Origin of the sequence: Pseudanabaena sp. UWO310 (genome assembly GCF_006861605.1) — a bacterium.
GTDB lineage: Bacteria > Cyanobacteriota > Cyanobacteriia > Pseudanabaenales > Pseudanabaenaceae > Pseudanabaena.
Genome location: NZ_SELU01000004.1, coordinates 13,839 through 30,009, shown reverse-complemented (window position 1 = coordinate 30,009; position 16,171 = coordinate 13,839). Strand labels below are relative to the sequence as shown.

Here is a 16,171-nt window from a genome sequence, read left to right as displayed (position 1 = left end):
TTATCAACTACAGATTTAGATGTCTTCTCAAGACTTACCCAAACGATTTTTTGCAAGTAAAATATCCATCTATTGGTTGCTGCTGATACCGTTTGTTTGGCAATTAATTGGGCTATCGATCGTTAGTAGTTATTTGTTTTTTGGTAATAGCGGAGAAGCCGTAAAGCTCCTGCAAAATAGTAATCCCCTAAATAATTCACCAAATAATTTACTAAATAACCCCATCGTTTTATTTTTGGGGCTGAATTTAGGGCTAAATTTATTGATATCCGTAGGGCTAGTCTTTGTAATAGTTAAAATTATCCGCCCATATTTACAACTGAATATAGCCAAGAAAAACTCTTTACCAGATTGTCCCACCTTACCTCATAATCTTGAGAATCGCCAAAAGATCGAAGATGACTTGAGAGATAGTCAAGCCAAACTTAAAGAGGCTTATATGGAGCAGAGTACCTTGCTGAGTGCCATGACCGATGTGGTACTAGTCCGTAATGCCGAAGGACGCTGCCTTAAGATCGCCACTACCAAAAATGTCAACTTAAAAGGGACTCGCGAGCAAGTTCTGAGTAAATCAATCTATGAAGAACTGCCAGAGAATGTCGCAAATATTCTTTTAAGCACAATTCAAAAAGCCTTAGCATCTAAACAAATTATCAATTGTGACTACAGTCTAGATATTGACGGTAGAGAAGTATGGTTTGCATCCAATATTTCTCCCATATCTGATGATACTGTTATTCAAATTTCAAGGGATATTACAGAACGGAAGCTATCGGAAATAGCCCTTGCCAAAGCAAAAGAAGCGGCTGAAGCAGCTACCAAAGCTAAAAGCGAATTTCTCGCGAATATGAGTCATGAGATTCGCACACCAATGAATGGAGTTTTGGTCATGGCTCAGTTGTTGGCGACTACGGAACTTACGGAAGAACAGGAGGAATTCGTACAAACGATTCTGGAAAGTGGAGATGTCTTATTAACGATTATTAATGATATTCTCGATTTTTCTAAGATTGAATCGGGAATGCTGAAAATAGAAAAAAGAGCCTATATTTTAGAAGAGATTATTAGTTCAGTTAATAGTTTGCTAAGGGGACAAGCTAGGGATAAAGGGATTGACTTACAGCATACGATTCACCCCGATGTGCCTTATCAAGTCATTGGCGATAGCTCTCGATTGAGACAAATTCTGATTAACATCGTAGGGAATGCGATCAAATTTACACCTCAAGGGAATGTATCAGTTACAGTGCATGGAAGTTCCTTACCTGAGAACGATCAATATGCCCTTCAATTTGCAGTAACGGATTCAGGCATAGGAATTACTGGGGAGCATATTGTCAGCTTATTTCAAGCCTTTACCCAAGCAGATACCTCGATTAGTCGTAGGTATGGTGGTACGGGTTTAGGTTTGGCGATTAGCAAACGTTTGGTGGGGCTAATGGGAGGGACAATCTGGGTTGAGAGTTTTGGGAAAGTAGGAGGCGATCCTCCTGCCAATTGGAAGTCAAGTTTAGTGACACAGGGAGCCACATTCTATTTTGTGATTCATGTGGGTATAGGTTCCCAAATTGGGCAGTGATCTGGAAAGGATAGGCGGCGAGAAGCACCACCCATCCTTTCCTATTTATAGCTACCGCCAACTGGATCAGGACATAAAACCCCAAAGAGAGTTGCCGCGCGGAGCGCGGCAACTCTCTTTGGGGTTTTAATTTTGTCCTAACAAAACTGGCGGCAGCTATAGCAGTTCATGGATTGGGTAATAGCAGGCTTTGCTCGATCGCCTGTCGAACTGGCTGACGAACATAGCAATCACTTTCAAGACATTCCACTAAAAGGCGATTAGCATTGCAGTATTGCCGTAAGTGCTCGAGCTGTTGAGGAGTAAAATCCCAAATTTGACCGATATTTCGATGATTGATGGCTTGTTGACGCAGGTTATTTGCCCAATATTGCCATTTAATATCACTATCAGCATCATCGGGACAAGTGGCGATCAGTTCTGTTAAAGCATCGGCTAAATGGGAATCTTTCATCTCTTGGGCATATTCCAAAGCAAGGCTTAGATCTAGTTCGAGATCGAGTCCCAGTTCTTCATCTTGTTTAGTTTCTAGTGCGCGAGCGAGATCGAAAGCTAAATCGACATTCAGATTGCGATTTTGGCAGAGGTCGAGATCGAGGACGAGGGTTCTTGCCAATACATTTGCTAGGTTTAAGGGAGCGCTCTGGGCGATCGCTCGACCAAGGGTTAGATAGAAAGCGCGGACTGACTGAATGCGATCGGGCACTTGGACGGATTCCGCCTTCTGTTTCACCCACTGCAACAAGCTTTGCAACTGCCGATCGCCAACTAATAGGCGATCGCAATAGTCCTTCATGAGCTGTAATAATTCATCGGCTGAGCGCATCATACTCACCGCAAGGCGCAAAACATCCTGCCAACGGTGATCGGTGATTTTACTGGCAAGCAATGTTAACGTTTCAGGATTGCCATTGTAGACCAGTTCTCTCGCTGCTAAATATTCCTGAAACGTTAGATGGGAAAAGGAATAAATGCCTTTAGCCCGTTCCACAAATAATCCATGTTGCGATTCGATTGCCTTAATAATCGCTTCACTATCCAACTGTAAAGCATCCTCATTAGTATGGGCTTTCGGTAAATTGCGAATATAATCAGTGATATAGCGTTCTAGATCGACCTGCCGAAAGAAGTAATCTCCCTGATTAAAGGTCGTACAAGCCACTTGAGCCAATAGATCTTCTTTACGTTGCATCGATAGATTTTTATAAATTTGGTGGCGTTCGATATTGCGCTTAGCATCCCATTTCTTGAGTAGAACATCCAGTCCTTCGCGATAAAGTTCAGAACGGTTAGTTGGGAAATCGCCAAATTCATCAAATACTAAACATAACAATGTCAGCAGTAAGGGATTGGTAGCTAGTTCTTGAATTGGACGATTTTCTTCGACTTTTCGCAAGAAAAGCTCAATATGTCGAGAATTCCCATGAAACCAACGCTGAGCAAATTGAGAAATCTGGAGCGGTTGAAAGTTGGCAACCTCCACTTCGGTAAACTTCTCAAATACATATTCCTGCGCTCCCAAACGACTAGTAATCACAAAACGATTGGTATAGTACTGTTCGGAAAAGCTTCGCAAATCTTCAAGGACGCGATGCAAATCATCTTCGCGAACTTCATCTAGTCCATCTAAAAATAATATTGCCCGACCTTGCTGTAACAGGTGTTTAACCGTGGTGCTGTCACTAATATTTGACGACTGAAAGTCTTGAATAATATATTCTATTAACCTCGGCTGAGATTCCGCACCTGCATACTGACGTAAAGTTACAAAAATTGGAACTAATTCACTAAAAATATTGCCCTGCGAACATTTCAGCGCCGTATATTTCAATAATGTGGTTTTGCCCGCCCCTGGTTTTCCCAACAGCATTAGCTTGCCATATCGAGTCAGAGCCTCCATACTCGACACCCGATCTTCATTAATAATTCCCATTTCAATGCGATCGCGCCCATGATAGGTGGCAAGTAAATCCGCAATTCCCAAACGACGACGGCTCGTAATCTTTTCTAAGACATCCGTTCCCGTGTAAATATTTTCAAGGTCAATCGGATGGGACATGTCGAGAACTCGCATAGTCGCGCAGCGCTCTTGGATAATTTGCCGACTGCGGTAGCGCATTTGCTCTACAAGTTCGTCAATATTAATGTCTAAATTAATATCCGAGCCCGCCCCCCCTTGTCCAGTCAAAGATTGATTAGAAATTGCCAAACTCTGCTCGTTGAGCTTATTTGTTTCCGCCTCAAGGTAGTTTTGTAAAATATGTAAGAGACGATTATTTTTGCCAGGTCCTTTGCCACTGATATCAAACTTGCGATAGATCTCCCCCATCCGTTTGCGATAAGCTTCTTCCGAAATCCCCAAGAAGCTCGCAACTTCCCGATCCTCACGATTTTCGCCAAATCGCAATAGGAACACACTTTCCTGATCGACAGAAAGCTGATGGATTTGAGCCATTCTCGTCAGAAATTTTTGGGGGAACATAGGTTATAGATGTTTTAGCCAACCGATACATTTAAATTATCATAAAACCGAAAAGAGAGGTGCGACGCTTCGCGTCGCATCTCTCTTTTCGGTCTTGACTTTATCTTAACATGACTAGCGATCGCCAATAGCTGTAACTGCTTGTGCAAAATAAATTACCAAAACCCGTAAAGTTGCCCCCCTACGGGGCGCAACTTTACGGGTTTTAGTTTGTAATTAATTATGCCTAGCTACTTATAGCTGTCGCCAAGTCTAATAGGACATAAACCCCAAGAATTGAGTGGCGGCGCGAAGCGCCGCCACTCAATTCTTGGGGTTTGATTTGTCCTCAGTCAAGTGATACCAATTCCCAAAAGTGTGGCTACACTTTTGGGAATTGAAAACTAAACCCAGTAAGGGTTTTAAAATCACAAAATGGCGTAGCCATTTTGTGATTTGGTATGACTGTAGCTATAGATGCCGATCGCACCAAGCATCAATATCCGCCATTAAGCGATCGCTAATTTCCCAAGGCAGAAGATGGGCTGTATTGGGATAACAAATAAATTCACAATGCGGTAATAGTTTTGCAGTTTCGGCTGTCGATGCGGCGGTGATATGGCGATCCTGTTCGGCGGCGATCGCCAAGCAGGGAATATGAATTTTGGCTAAATCGCCCGTGCGATCATATCCCTGCCTCAAGGCTTGCATTAACGCCCTTTGCGCATAGCCAGATGTCTGGAGATAGGCTCTTGCCCCATCACGGGAAATCCGCGCATAGGCTGAGGGACTATGCTGTTGAATTAAATATTTGATTAAGGATCGCTTGCCGAACCATGAAACACACCGATGGTAGCGAGGCGCAATCCAATGCAAAGCTACCGAGATCGCTAAATTCATATATTCCCACCAAGCAACCTTGGGCAAATTGCTATAGGGCTTAGCCGCAGTGGCAATTAAAACCAATCCGACAATTTTGGGTATCGCTTGTTTAGGGTTTTCCCCCGATGAATTCCGTAACTCAATCATCCGCAATGCTAACTCAATTGCCAAAATTCCACCGAGCGACCATCCCAAGATCAAATATTCTGGCAAATATTCTGGCAAATATTCTGGCTCTGACAGATCGTCTAACGAACCATTTAATGAACGATGCTGATGCGCTAACAGATCCTCTTCTAACAAATTCGCAAGATCCTGTATGTGATCTAACATTGCGAAGGGCGCAATTGCTTTACAATTTCCATAGCCACGCAAGTCAGGGGCGATCGCTGTAATCCCTTGTTCCTGAAAATGCTGGACAAATATCTGCATTGCTTTACTATTTCCGGGGTGTCCGTGCAGGCATAAAACCTTTAATCTGCGATCGCTAATCATAAGAATCAAATCTTAGAACCAAATCAAAACTAAATCAGAATCAAATCAGCATCAAACTGGCAATACATCAAGTCTTATTTAACCTTAACTTGACAATGACGCAGACTTCACAAGAGAACGGCGCTTCCAATCTTCCGACAGAAAGAAGCGTCAATCAGCCAATTGAACAATCGATTCAGCCTGTCCCTGTTGGGGAAATCATCCAAAACCTATCCCTTTCCCATGTAATGATCACACTCAAAACGCTCATGAGCCATACAGGGATTGTGAAGCTTGACACGCCTCACCTAAGTTGGGAAATCTTTATTCATAGCGGCAGTATCGCGTTTATCGAGGATAAAAGCGATTTTTTGTCCACCATAACTCGTAAACTGAAAATCCAAAAAATTCAGATTCCCCCAGATTTTTTACGGAGTCTGAGTAAAAAGGCGATGAGTGGGCTTGAGACATACCAATGGCTAGGTAAAATCTATGCCCAAGATCGAGAAAACTGCCTAGTAATTTTTAAAGAAATCCTCTTAGAAAACCTGTTAGCGATCTCTTTAGAAAAAAAGTTTTCGCTACAATGGCAACCCTTAAATCTCGATCGCCAAATAATTCTGCCAATCTGGCAATTACCCGATCTGGAAAAAGCGATCGCTAAGGTTATCGATCAATGGCAGACCTTTAACCACGTTCGCCATCCTTACCAAACCGTACAGATCCTAGATACCGAATGCAAAATCGCCCAAGTCCCCCTATTCACTCAGGTGACCAATGGTAAATGTCGGATTACCGAAATTGCCGATCGCTTTCAACAACATATCACTCGTACAGCGCTGAAACTCGATAAACTTGCGGAAAATCGCACCGTCGCTATATTACCCTTGCCCTTGAGATCGGCAGAAGCCAGCCTGAACCTTGAGGAAAATAAAGAAGCCGAATCACGACTCAGGGTGATGATCGTTGATGATTCCCCCGTTCTCCTTAAGCAATTTGGCAACTTACTAACAAGCTGGGGCTACCATCTGATCTTAGTCAGTGACTCTGCCAAGGCAACGCAACAAATATTGTCAGACAAGCCCGATATTGTGTTTATGGATATTAATATGCCAAATTTAAACGGATTTGAACTGATCAAACAAATTCGCCGTCAACCCTCCTTAGCCACGATGCCCCTAGTTTTAGTCACATCCGAAAATACCATTACCAACAACTTTCGCGCCAAATGGGCAAACTGTCGCTTTCTCAGCAAACCACGTTCATCCAATGACATTCCCGAATTTCGTGAGCAAGTTAAATCAATTTTACAAGATTTTATCGTGTAATAGCCTTCACCTAAGTGAAAATGCTGACAGACTACTACATCCGCGACTGATTACAATATGGGATAATGTATCTGAGACAACCTATTGAATTTATGGCTAGTTGCTACGATCTATAATGAAGTAATCCGTTTTTTTGTAATATTTGTAATATTCTTTCTGTCCAAGTGCCTCCCAGTCAAAAAACATGATTGCTATGACAGGTTCCTTGCCTAATTCAGACCTAGTGTCTAACAACTTGACGGACGGACAGGTAGTGAGGAATGCCACATTACATATCCTACTAGCAGCTATGCGCGTCATGAGTCGTTCTACGGGAGTAATCCGCGTAGAAACGAAATATCATCGATGGAAATTATTGCTTACGGGTGGAGGATTAGTATTAGCTGAGGAAGAAGGTCAGGTCATCCCGACATTAGTTCGTAAATACAACAGTAAGGGGATTAACTTTTCACGTATTCCTGAATGGGAGCAACGGCAAAATAACCGACCTTATTGTTTCCCTTTTGTGAATAATGTCTATAAAAAGTATCCTGAGGTGACCAAAGAGGTTTTAAGAGAAATCATCTTAGAAAATTTTTTGTCATTACACCTAGAGGATAGTTTTTCGTTTGTCTGGAGTCCAGCTAATGAACTACAAGTTAACCTACCAATTTGGCAACTATCGGTGCTGGAGAATACCATTGCCAATGAGGTTCGCCAATGGCAGAAGTTTGACTGTGTAAAACATCCTTTTCAATTAGTTCAACTAGTTGATGCGGCTAATTTACTGGCAAGGGTGGGGAATGACAATTTTCCGCTTTTCGCCAAGGTAACAACGGGGCAAGATCGCATTTGTGCGATCGCAGATACTTTTAAACAGCCGATTTATCGAACTGCTCTACTGTTGGATAAACTAGCTCAGAAAAATATTGTGTCAATTGTGCAACTACAGGAACGTAAATCCGATAGCGATCTCGGCGCTCGCCCCCAAGTAACTACCCCAACGGTTACTAAAGATGAGCCAAGGGTTTTTATCGTTGATGATTCGCCTGTATTATTACAACAAATGCAACGCTTGCTTACGGGGTGGGGATATCAGGTCGATTTTACCGATGATGCCGAAGCGGCAACCGATCGGATCTTAGAATATAAGCCAACTATTGTGTTTATTGATATCAATATGCCAAGTCTGAATGGCTTTGATTTAATTAAGCAAATTCGTCGTCAAAGGGATCTAGCCACATTGTCGCTAGTACTTGTTACCGCCGAGAATAGTATGACTAATAATTTTAGGGCGAGATGGGCAAACTGTCGGTTTCTTGCCAAACCAAGATCGTCGTCAGATACACCAAAATTTCGCGACGAATTGCGTAATTTATTGAGAGAACTAGCTCCTTTATCAACAGATACATTGGTCTAAAAACTATTTGTATTCGCAGTTAAAGACTCTTTCAATAATCATGGAGAAACAATGATTTTATATTCATTAAACCCTCCAGAGATAAATATAGGCATTATGTTTACTAGCTAGGAGTTTTTGGGCAACTTTGTAATAACAGGCATACAAATCCAAAGACGTACAAGGATCTAACGATCTTATTAGATCATAATCAGATCGAGATTAGATCGAAACTAGATCAAGAATTAGATCGAAAATTAGATCGAAAAAATCTAATTTATTTAGGTTTCCGTTCACGTTCAATTAATCATAATTTCATCAGGACAAAGTTTAGGGTAAAAATATGAGCGAGCATTTTTTGATAATTGATGATTCAGCAATTCAGAGACATTTGTTAACATCCTTTTTAAATGATTTGGGTCATGCTGTAGATTTTTGTGAATCAACTATAGGTGCTATAGATAAAATCATCAGCAATTCCTATGCGGCAATTTTCTTGGACATCGTTCTCCCCGAGCAGGATGGTTACAAGTTTTTGCGGGAACTGCGATCGCATCCTCAAGTTGCCGATCAGTACGTAATCCTTTGCTCAACCAAGAGCACAAAACTAGAAATTGACTATGGTTTAAAGCGAGCTAAAGCTAATGACTACCTGCCCAAACCCGTCAGCCGTGAGTCCTTAACGGAGGTTCTGAAGAAATTGCCCCAACGCGTGAGATAAATATGCTTGAGATGAGCCGCATCAATAGCTTCGTCAACGGTCAAGAAACAGCAAATGGTTCTCTGGATCGATCGCACCTGATTAAGCCCAGTAATCGATATATTGTGGCGAGGGTCGGCGATCGCGTTGTGACATTTCCCGATGTGTTGGTATCGGAAATTATCATTCTTGACCGCAACGCTATTTTAGCTTTGCCCTTTTACGAAGCAGCGATTATCGGCATAACCCATCATCAGGCTCATGTCATGCCCTTACTACTGTTGCGTTTGCTAATAGGCGAGCAAAGGACTTTGCTCACCGAATCCTTAACAGTGATTAAGCTCAGTAAGATTGCCGACAATTTGGGCGACCACAACCTTAATGGAGTAGGCGTAATTGTGGATCGGGTCGTTGGCAGTCTTCCGATTGATGAGTATCCTGAATTAGTAACGATCAGTCCTCAGGAGATGGCGGCTCTATCAACCGCCAGCAATGACCTTGCACCGCTTTCTGTTACGAGTCCTCCAAAAAAAATAGACCAAACAGTAGCGAATATCAAGGAGAACGAGTATACTCCCATTGAAATTATCCTATCTAGTATTCCTACTCATATTTGGCAACCACAACGTTGGCAGCTTTCCAGTTAATTATTTGCCTTCATTATTTGCCTTCGTAAAATGAAGTAAATCAAGTGAAGTAAATCAAGTGAAGTAAATCAAGCGTTTTGAGACTTAACCTTTGAGCTTCATGATTGGGGCAAGTATGGTGTAGGATGATTCTCACAAAAATATCTGAATCCTTTCCCTATAGCGAATGCATATGGCAAGCACATCTAAAGACAAACGAGCGACTTCTGTAGCAACGAGAGATCGAGCTGCGGCAAAGCAGCGATCGCCTAAGTCGCCGAAAGCACCCAAGCCCAAGACTAAAGGCTCAATGGGGCTGGGCTTGCTGCTAATCGCGATTGGGGCATCCTTGATTGGCTTGGGCGGTCTAGGATATTTGTTTTATCAAGAATTACTCAGTAGCGCTCGCCGCGAAGTTGACCTATCCGCAGACGCACAGACGCGCAAACTTGAAGCGAAGGTCAAGGATTTGCGGCAGGTAGCCGAAGGGGTTGCCAGTAACGCCAAAACCCTATCGCTACAACAGCCCAAGCCCAAAGCTGTTGACTACCAGAAACTAATGATTGATGGTGTCCAAAATACAACCTCAGTATCTGGCATAGGGATTTCCTCCAATGGGGCTTTATTATTTCCTCCAGCCAAGCCGCTTGTCCCCTATGTATGGAAAGAACAGTCTGGCTTTAAGACTGAAGCGGGTCAAAAACTGGCTGCCCCCAATGAAAAACTATTGGCAGGCGATCGCCCTGACATCCCCAAATTGCCCTTTTATCAAGAAACCCTCAAGGGGAAGGCAACTTGGGCTCAACCCTATGCAGCTTTGGGTAAAACCATCATCAGCTATAGCGTTCCCATCGGTGACGGTCAAAAAGTTTTAGGAATTGTCACTACTGATGCGATCGCCAGCGATCTCTTGTCCTTAAGTGATACTGCTTCATCGCCAGAACTTAACAGTGAAGGAAAAATTGGGTTTGTCGTTGCTAATAGCAGTGGCAATGTGATCACGGGTTCCACGCAGTTTCAGGTGACCCAAACCCAAAATCCTGCCATTACCCAAGCTCTAGCTAGTCTAGCCCAACAAGCCAAAACCAAACCCTCAGGAATTGCTCAAACTGATGGGTATCTCTGGGCATACCGCAAAATCGAAGGTAGCGATTTGCTAGTTGCAGCACAATTGCCAGAGACAGAAATCACCCATAGGCTCGTAGTTTTAGTCGGTGGGGCTGCGGTGGGGATCAGTGCGATCTTAGCGATCGCCATATTAGGATTTGTTAATTCTCTGAAAAAACGGCTTCAACCACTTACGGAAGAATGCGATCGTTTTTTAAGCCAGCAGGGAAATTCCGTTGTCAATGAAAATGCTAAGAATGAAAATGCTAAGGATGAAATCGACCGTCTTGGATTATCCCTGAAAAGTACTTTTCAACAGGTAAGAACCAATGAGATCCGCCTGCGTAGCGAATTAAGCCAAACCTCGTCAATCGATGACATTACGACATCTGCTCAGGTTCAGCAAAATCTTGCGGAAACGGAATTGATGGAAGCGGAAGTTGGGGATTTATTAGATGTTGTATCCTCGATGGAAGAGGGAGATCTCACCATTGAAGCCCAAGTAAATGATCGCGCTACGGGGCTGGTAGCCGATACTCTCAACCGTTTGCGCGAAAAACTTGTAGAGATTATCTCTAGCGTATTAGGTACAGCGCAACAGGTCGCTCAAGGAGCCTCCGATCTCGAAGAACTAGCACGCACAGTGGTGTTAAATACCGCCGAGCAAGCCCAGTCTGTTACCCAAGGTCAGGCGCTCACCGAGCAAGTAGCTGCTATTGCCGAGCGATCGGCAGCACAGGTTAGCGTTGCAAACCAGTCGCTCCAAGAAGTCCGCGATACGGTTGCCTCTGGACAAATCTCGATTAACACCCTAACCGATAGTATTAGCGTCTTGCAGACAGGTTCAGCCCAAATCGTCCAAAGGATGAAAACCTTGGGCGAATTTGTGGGTCTAGCCGAACAGTTTGTGCAGGATCAGGGGCAAATCGCTTCATTAACCCAAGTTTTGGCGCTGAATGCGACCCTTGTTGCGGCTCGTGCTGCGGAACAAAAAGATCCCAAACAATTCGCGAGTGTGGCGCGTGAATTTGAATCAATTGCAGGACAGGTTAACGATCTGGCGACACAAACCAACGATGGTTTGACCATTCTGCAACAACGTACTTCTCAAATCCAGACTGTTGTAACGGCGATCGATACTGAAGTGCAGAATTTGAGTGGGTTGGTTGCAGGTTTTACCTCAGGTGTTGAAGCTTCGCAATCGGCCTTTAATAGCATTCAATTGGCGACTGAGGAAGTTGTCCAAATCGGACAAACTATCACCGCTTCCAGTACGGAAATCACCAATGCCGCAGGTTCCACCGCTAGTTATATCAGTGAAATCGCCCAATTAGCCGATCGCACTGCCAATCTCACCAGAGCGGCAAGACAACAGGCCGAATCGATGGGAAATCAAGCCCAACAGTTACTACAAGGCATTCAATTTTTCCGTTTACCCGATTCGGTTACGGCAATTCCGAATACTCCCATCGTACCTAGCGCCAATATTCACCCAACTTCTCGATCTACTGATATCGATCCCGATGAGACCCCAACTAATAGTTTGCTGAGTTCTTTCGATACCTCGGAACAAGCTAACAATCGTGGCTTAGGTATGGGTCTGGCTGTACCTGCTGCGATCGCCACAGTCGCAGCGACAGTCGGTGCAGCTGTGACCATCGCTCAGCATGGACAAGATGCGACAGCCGAATTTACTGAAGAAATCGATGCCGACCCTAGCCTCGACAGCGAAGATGCACCAGAGGCATTCTTGCAAAATGACTACTCAGAAAATGACTACTCAGGAAATGACAGCTTGCAAAATGTCGATCTACAAAATGTCGATCTACAAAATGACAATTTCGTAGATACCGAAGAATTCCAAAGCACCGAACAGGAAGTTGCTAATGCTTTCATGAGCGTTGATAGTGACAATTCCTACAATTCGGAGCCAGAGGCAATCGATATCTCTATCATCGAAAAATCTCTACTTGACGATCTCAGGCAAGAGGTTTACGAAGGGGCTTCGCTAGACGATGCAGATGAGAATCTTGATGAAGATCTTGATGAAGATCTGCTAGAAATCGATAGCGATGAGGCAACTTTCAAAAATCCGATGCAAGGTGTTAATGAGTCGGCAATCGTTGATGCTGCTAGGGATCCAGAGATTGCATCGGCAACTTTTTCCTTCGAGGAAAATACCACTTTTGGAACTGCATCACCTCTTGCGGAAGATGCAAATATACATTTACCAACCTCTGTCGATTTTTCAATTCCCGATCTAGAAGATGATGATTTCCAGATTCCCAAAATGGATATTGAATCAGCTTTAAATGATTCTAATCCTTTCTTTGATAGCAATTCAGTTCAGGAAGTCAACATTCAAGATATCGATCCTTTCGCCATGGAGGAGCAGATTGGCTCAGAAGCATTAGATTTGGAAGCATCTGATAGTTTTGATAATAGTTTTGATAATTATGCGATCGCAGATAATACCTACGCCCTACCCAATCTTGAGGAAGGGAATGTCGAGAGCATATCTGATGATTTCCTCTTCAATGATTCTGCGGATTATAGTAGTTACACATCTAACGAAGAGTTCAATGAATCCTTAGAAGCGTCTCTAGGAAGCCCTGACAATGAAGCTTTCAGCGATACCTTTGATATATCATTTGATGAATCGCCCTTTGACAAAGCGTTGGATGAAGCCCTTTATACTTCCTCAAACCCTCCAGCCGATCGCTTCTCTAGCGAAGATTTCGGAGATTTGGCACAGTCCGATGATATGGCTCCGCAGGAATTATTTACGGATGCGCCAGCTCAAATTCCTGATATCTATCTAGAAGAATCCGTAGATGATGAATTTTCAGGGGAATTTACTTTCGATCTCGAAGAAAGCCCCCTATCAAGTAATCCAACCCTGTCAGAAAACGGAGATTTCTTTGATACAAACTCGCTTCTAGATAATGAAGCCTTTGCTGAAGCATTAAATCCCCTTGAGGAGCCATTAGGTGAGCAATTAGTCGATCAATTAGACGATCAATTATTTGACAGTCAAACAAATAATTTCCTTCTTCAGGAAGATGGGGATATCTCAGAGCTAGCAAATTCAGAAGTTTTTCCTGATATATCTGACATGTCGGATATATCAGATCAGCAATCATCAGAATTCTCTACAGAGTTTTCCTTTGAAATCAACGAAGTTTCTGAGGAAGACATATCTCTAGACTATGGAGAAATAATTCATGATGAATTCGTTCTCCTAGAACCAGAAATTCCAGAGCTAGAAATTCCAGAACCAGAATTTCCAGAATCAGAAATTCCAGAGCCATCAACACAGAGCTTATCTGCTGAACAGGTAGAAGCAAACATTTCTTTATTATTTGAGGAAAGCGAGCCGATCGCCTTTGATAGCTTAGATCAGGAATTTGATCTTCCTCAAGAGATCGATAATCCAGATCCCTATGCCAACGATCTTGAAACAACATGGCAACCTGAAGCTGAGAGCTTACCCTCTTCTCATGCCTTTGATGATGTCATTCTCAACGATGAAGATCTCGATAATTCTCTGAATGAAAATATTGTCACAATTGCCGATGGTGAAGATTTAGATATTTCTTTTGACCTATCTTTTGATGCATCTACAGATTTGCAACCAGAAACGCCTTTTGAGGCAGAGTCAACGCTTGCAGACAGTTTGGCAGGCATAGATAGACCAGAAGAGTTACCTTCACCAGAGTTATTTGAGGATCTTTCTGATGATTTCTCCTTTGATCTAGATGATAGTTTGCTAACTAGTGATAGTTTGCTAACTAATGACTTTGATAACGAAGTTACCCCTGTTGAAAATTTAGAAAATTTATCTGATGCTTCTTTTGATGTCTCTATGGAAGCATCAAATCTCGCAAACTCACTGGAAACAATTACTCCAAACGAGTTTGAAACACCTAACGATCCAATGAACGGGCAGGATTCCGATCGCGATTTTTCCACAGAATTGGCGATCGCCCCTGAGATTAGCCCTGAGATCGCGCCTGAATCGGCAGTCCAAGATGCATTTATATTCGATCTAGAAGAAGCAGATGATTTCCCATCACTGTATGAGAATATTGCCGCAGAAGAAGCACCCGAAGAAAATCCCGATCTAATCTGGCAAAATGAAACTATCAGTAATGACATATCAACCCTGACCGATCTGCCAACGGATATACCAACAGAAATTGCCCCAGTATATATCCCTGAAAATCTATCTACTTCTGATCGTGAGGATGATTTACGGGAAAATCCCCTAGATGAAGTATTTAATTTTGATCTATCTGATGATGCGAGTGATACGAGTACTGCGAACGACGACTTTGCTGATTTGGCAAACTCCTTCGATATAGAAGAGACATCTATAAATTCCGTTGATGACTTGATGGATGAAGCCGAATTAGATGTTTCCTCTATATTTAACGCTCTTTTAGATGAAGAGTCGGCGGAAAGCAGCAATGACACCATACATGAATCTATACTCGACACCCCAGATATATCTGGGAATAAAGCAACCTTCGAGATGTTGAGTGAAGGTCTCGAATCTGATATCGAACAAATTGAATTTAGTGACATCCTAGATTCTGGAAGTCTGACAGCAACCCCAGAAGTTGAAGAAGAAGAATTTATACTAAATCCCCTCGAAGATTTAGGGCAACCCGTTGAAATCTCTTCAGTCAGCCCCTCTGAGATAGATAGTCTTGAAATAGATGCAATTTTTACAGAACCTACTTCAGTCCCATCTTTAGATATTTCTGAAGATATTTCTGAGGATATTTCTGAAAGTTGGCTTAATGAAATTACTGAGGATGAAAAGATTGTAGGCTCAGCCTTCGGTGATGAAGCATTCGGGAATTTAGATATGTCAGAAACATATCCTTCGCTAGAAGATCCTTCCCTTAATGCGTCCGATGATGATATTTATGGATTTGCAGATAACCTACTCGATAGCCTCATGGATGAGACTGAAGAGGATTTTAGCGATTTATCTGTCGATCTATCTATGGATTTACCAAATCCATTATCACCAACTGAATTGTCAGCACCAGAAATACCCTCCTCTAAGCCCTTGCCACCCCAGAAGGAAAGTAATGAATCAGAAAATGATTCGATATTTGATTTGTCTGCACTTAGCGATCCCATTGAGGATTCGGTAGTGACTGCGCGATCGGAAATTGATGAGTTCCTGTCGGGGGCGTTGGGTATTGAAGAGTTTGAGGATGAGAGCAATAATAAACAGGCTAATTCCTAGATTGCCAAAACTCCTACTAAACTCTCTGAAGAATCCCATCAAGAAATTGGGTAAATTGGGTCAAAATTGCCTAAGTCTGACGATTCCATATCCTAGGTTTAGAATTTGCGATGCAAATTCTAAACCTATTTCCAGTCAAAAATCCCCAAAATATGAGTGGTGGCTTGCAGCTTATAGCTGTCGCCAAGTGTGGACGAATTGACTGGCGGCGCTTCGCGCCGCCAGTCAATTCTTGGGGTTTGATCTGTCCTAAGTCAAGGGCCTGTAGCTACGTATAGCTGCCGCCAACTGTATCAGGACATAAACCCCCAAAGAGAGTTGCCGCGCTCCGCGCGGCAACTCTCTTTGGGGGTTTGATTTTGTCCTAACAAAA

General features: G+C 42.9%; 8 protein-coding genes. 6 read left to right on the top strand and 2 right to left on the bottom strand.

Features of this window, described 5'->3' with window-relative positions; all coding sequences use genetic code 11:
- Positions 1–19 precede the first annotated feature (19 nt).
- Positions 20–1,579 (top strand): ATP-binding protein, encoded by a 1,560-nt coding sequence (locus PseudUWO310_RS02425; protein WP_142598701.1) that lies wholly within the window; start codon positions 20–22, stop codon positions 1,577–1,579.
- Between the two features lie 166 nt (positions 1,580–1,745).
- Here PseudUWO310_RS02425 and PseudUWO310_RS02420 read toward each other — a convergent pair whose 3' ends face one another.
- Together PseudUWO310_RS02420 and PseudUWO310_RS02415 are read right to left on the bottom strand one after the other, a co-directional pair.
- Positions 1,746–4,061 (bottom strand): NACHT C-terminal helical domain 2-containing protein, encoded by a 2,316-nt coding sequence (locus PseudUWO310_RS02420; protein WP_142598699.1) that lies wholly within the window; start codon positions 4,059–4,061, stop codon positions 1,746–1,748.
- Positions 4,062–4,511: 450 nt separating this feature from the next.
- Positions 4,512–5,417: an alpha/beta fold hydrolase gene (locus PseudUWO310_RS02415; protein WP_142598697.1), complete on the bottom strand. Its 906-nt coding sequence runs from the start codon at positions 5,415–5,417 to the stop codon at positions 4,512–4,514.
- 95 nt (positions 5,418–5,512) lie between these two features.
- Here PseudUWO310_RS02415 and PseudUWO310_RS02410 point away from each other — a divergent pair, with 95 nt between their 5' ends.
- The 5 genes from PseudUWO310_RS02410 to PseudUWO310_RS02390 all read left to right on the top strand — a co-directional run bounded on the left by PseudUWO310_RS02410 (position 5,513) and on the right by PseudUWO310_RS02390 (position 15,798).
- Positions 5,513–6,724: a response regulator gene (locus PseudUWO310_RS02410; protein WP_142598695.1), complete on the top strand. Its 1,212-nt coding sequence runs from the start codon at positions 5,513–5,515 to the stop codon at positions 6,722–6,724.
- Positions 6,725–6,908: 184 nt separating this feature from the next.
- Positions 6,909–8,123: a response regulator gene (locus PseudUWO310_RS02405; protein ID WP_142598693.1), complete on the top strand. Its 1,215-nt coding sequence runs from the start codon at positions 6,909–6,911 to the stop codon at positions 8,121–8,123.
- 322 nt (positions 8,124–8,445) lie between these two features.
- Positions 8,446–8,823: a response regulator gene (locus PseudUWO310_RS02400; RefSeq protein WP_142598691.1), complete on the top strand. Its 378-nt coding sequence runs from the start codon at positions 8,446–8,448 to the stop codon at positions 8,821–8,823.
- Between the two features lie 2 nt (positions 8,824–8,825).
- A complete protein-coding gene (locus PseudUWO310_RS02395) occupies positions 8,826–9,449 on the top strand; it encodes a hypothetical protein (RefSeq protein ID WP_142598689.1) in 624 nt (207 codons plus the stop codon).
- 172 nt (positions 9,450–9,621) lie between these two features.
- Positions 9,622–15,798, top strand: coding sequence for a hypothetical protein (locus PseudUWO310_RS02390; RefSeq protein WP_190315878.1), 6,177 nt, complete (start codon positions 9,622–9,624; stop codon positions 15,796–15,798).
- The last annotated feature ends 373 nt before the right edge of the window (positions 15,799–16,171 follow it).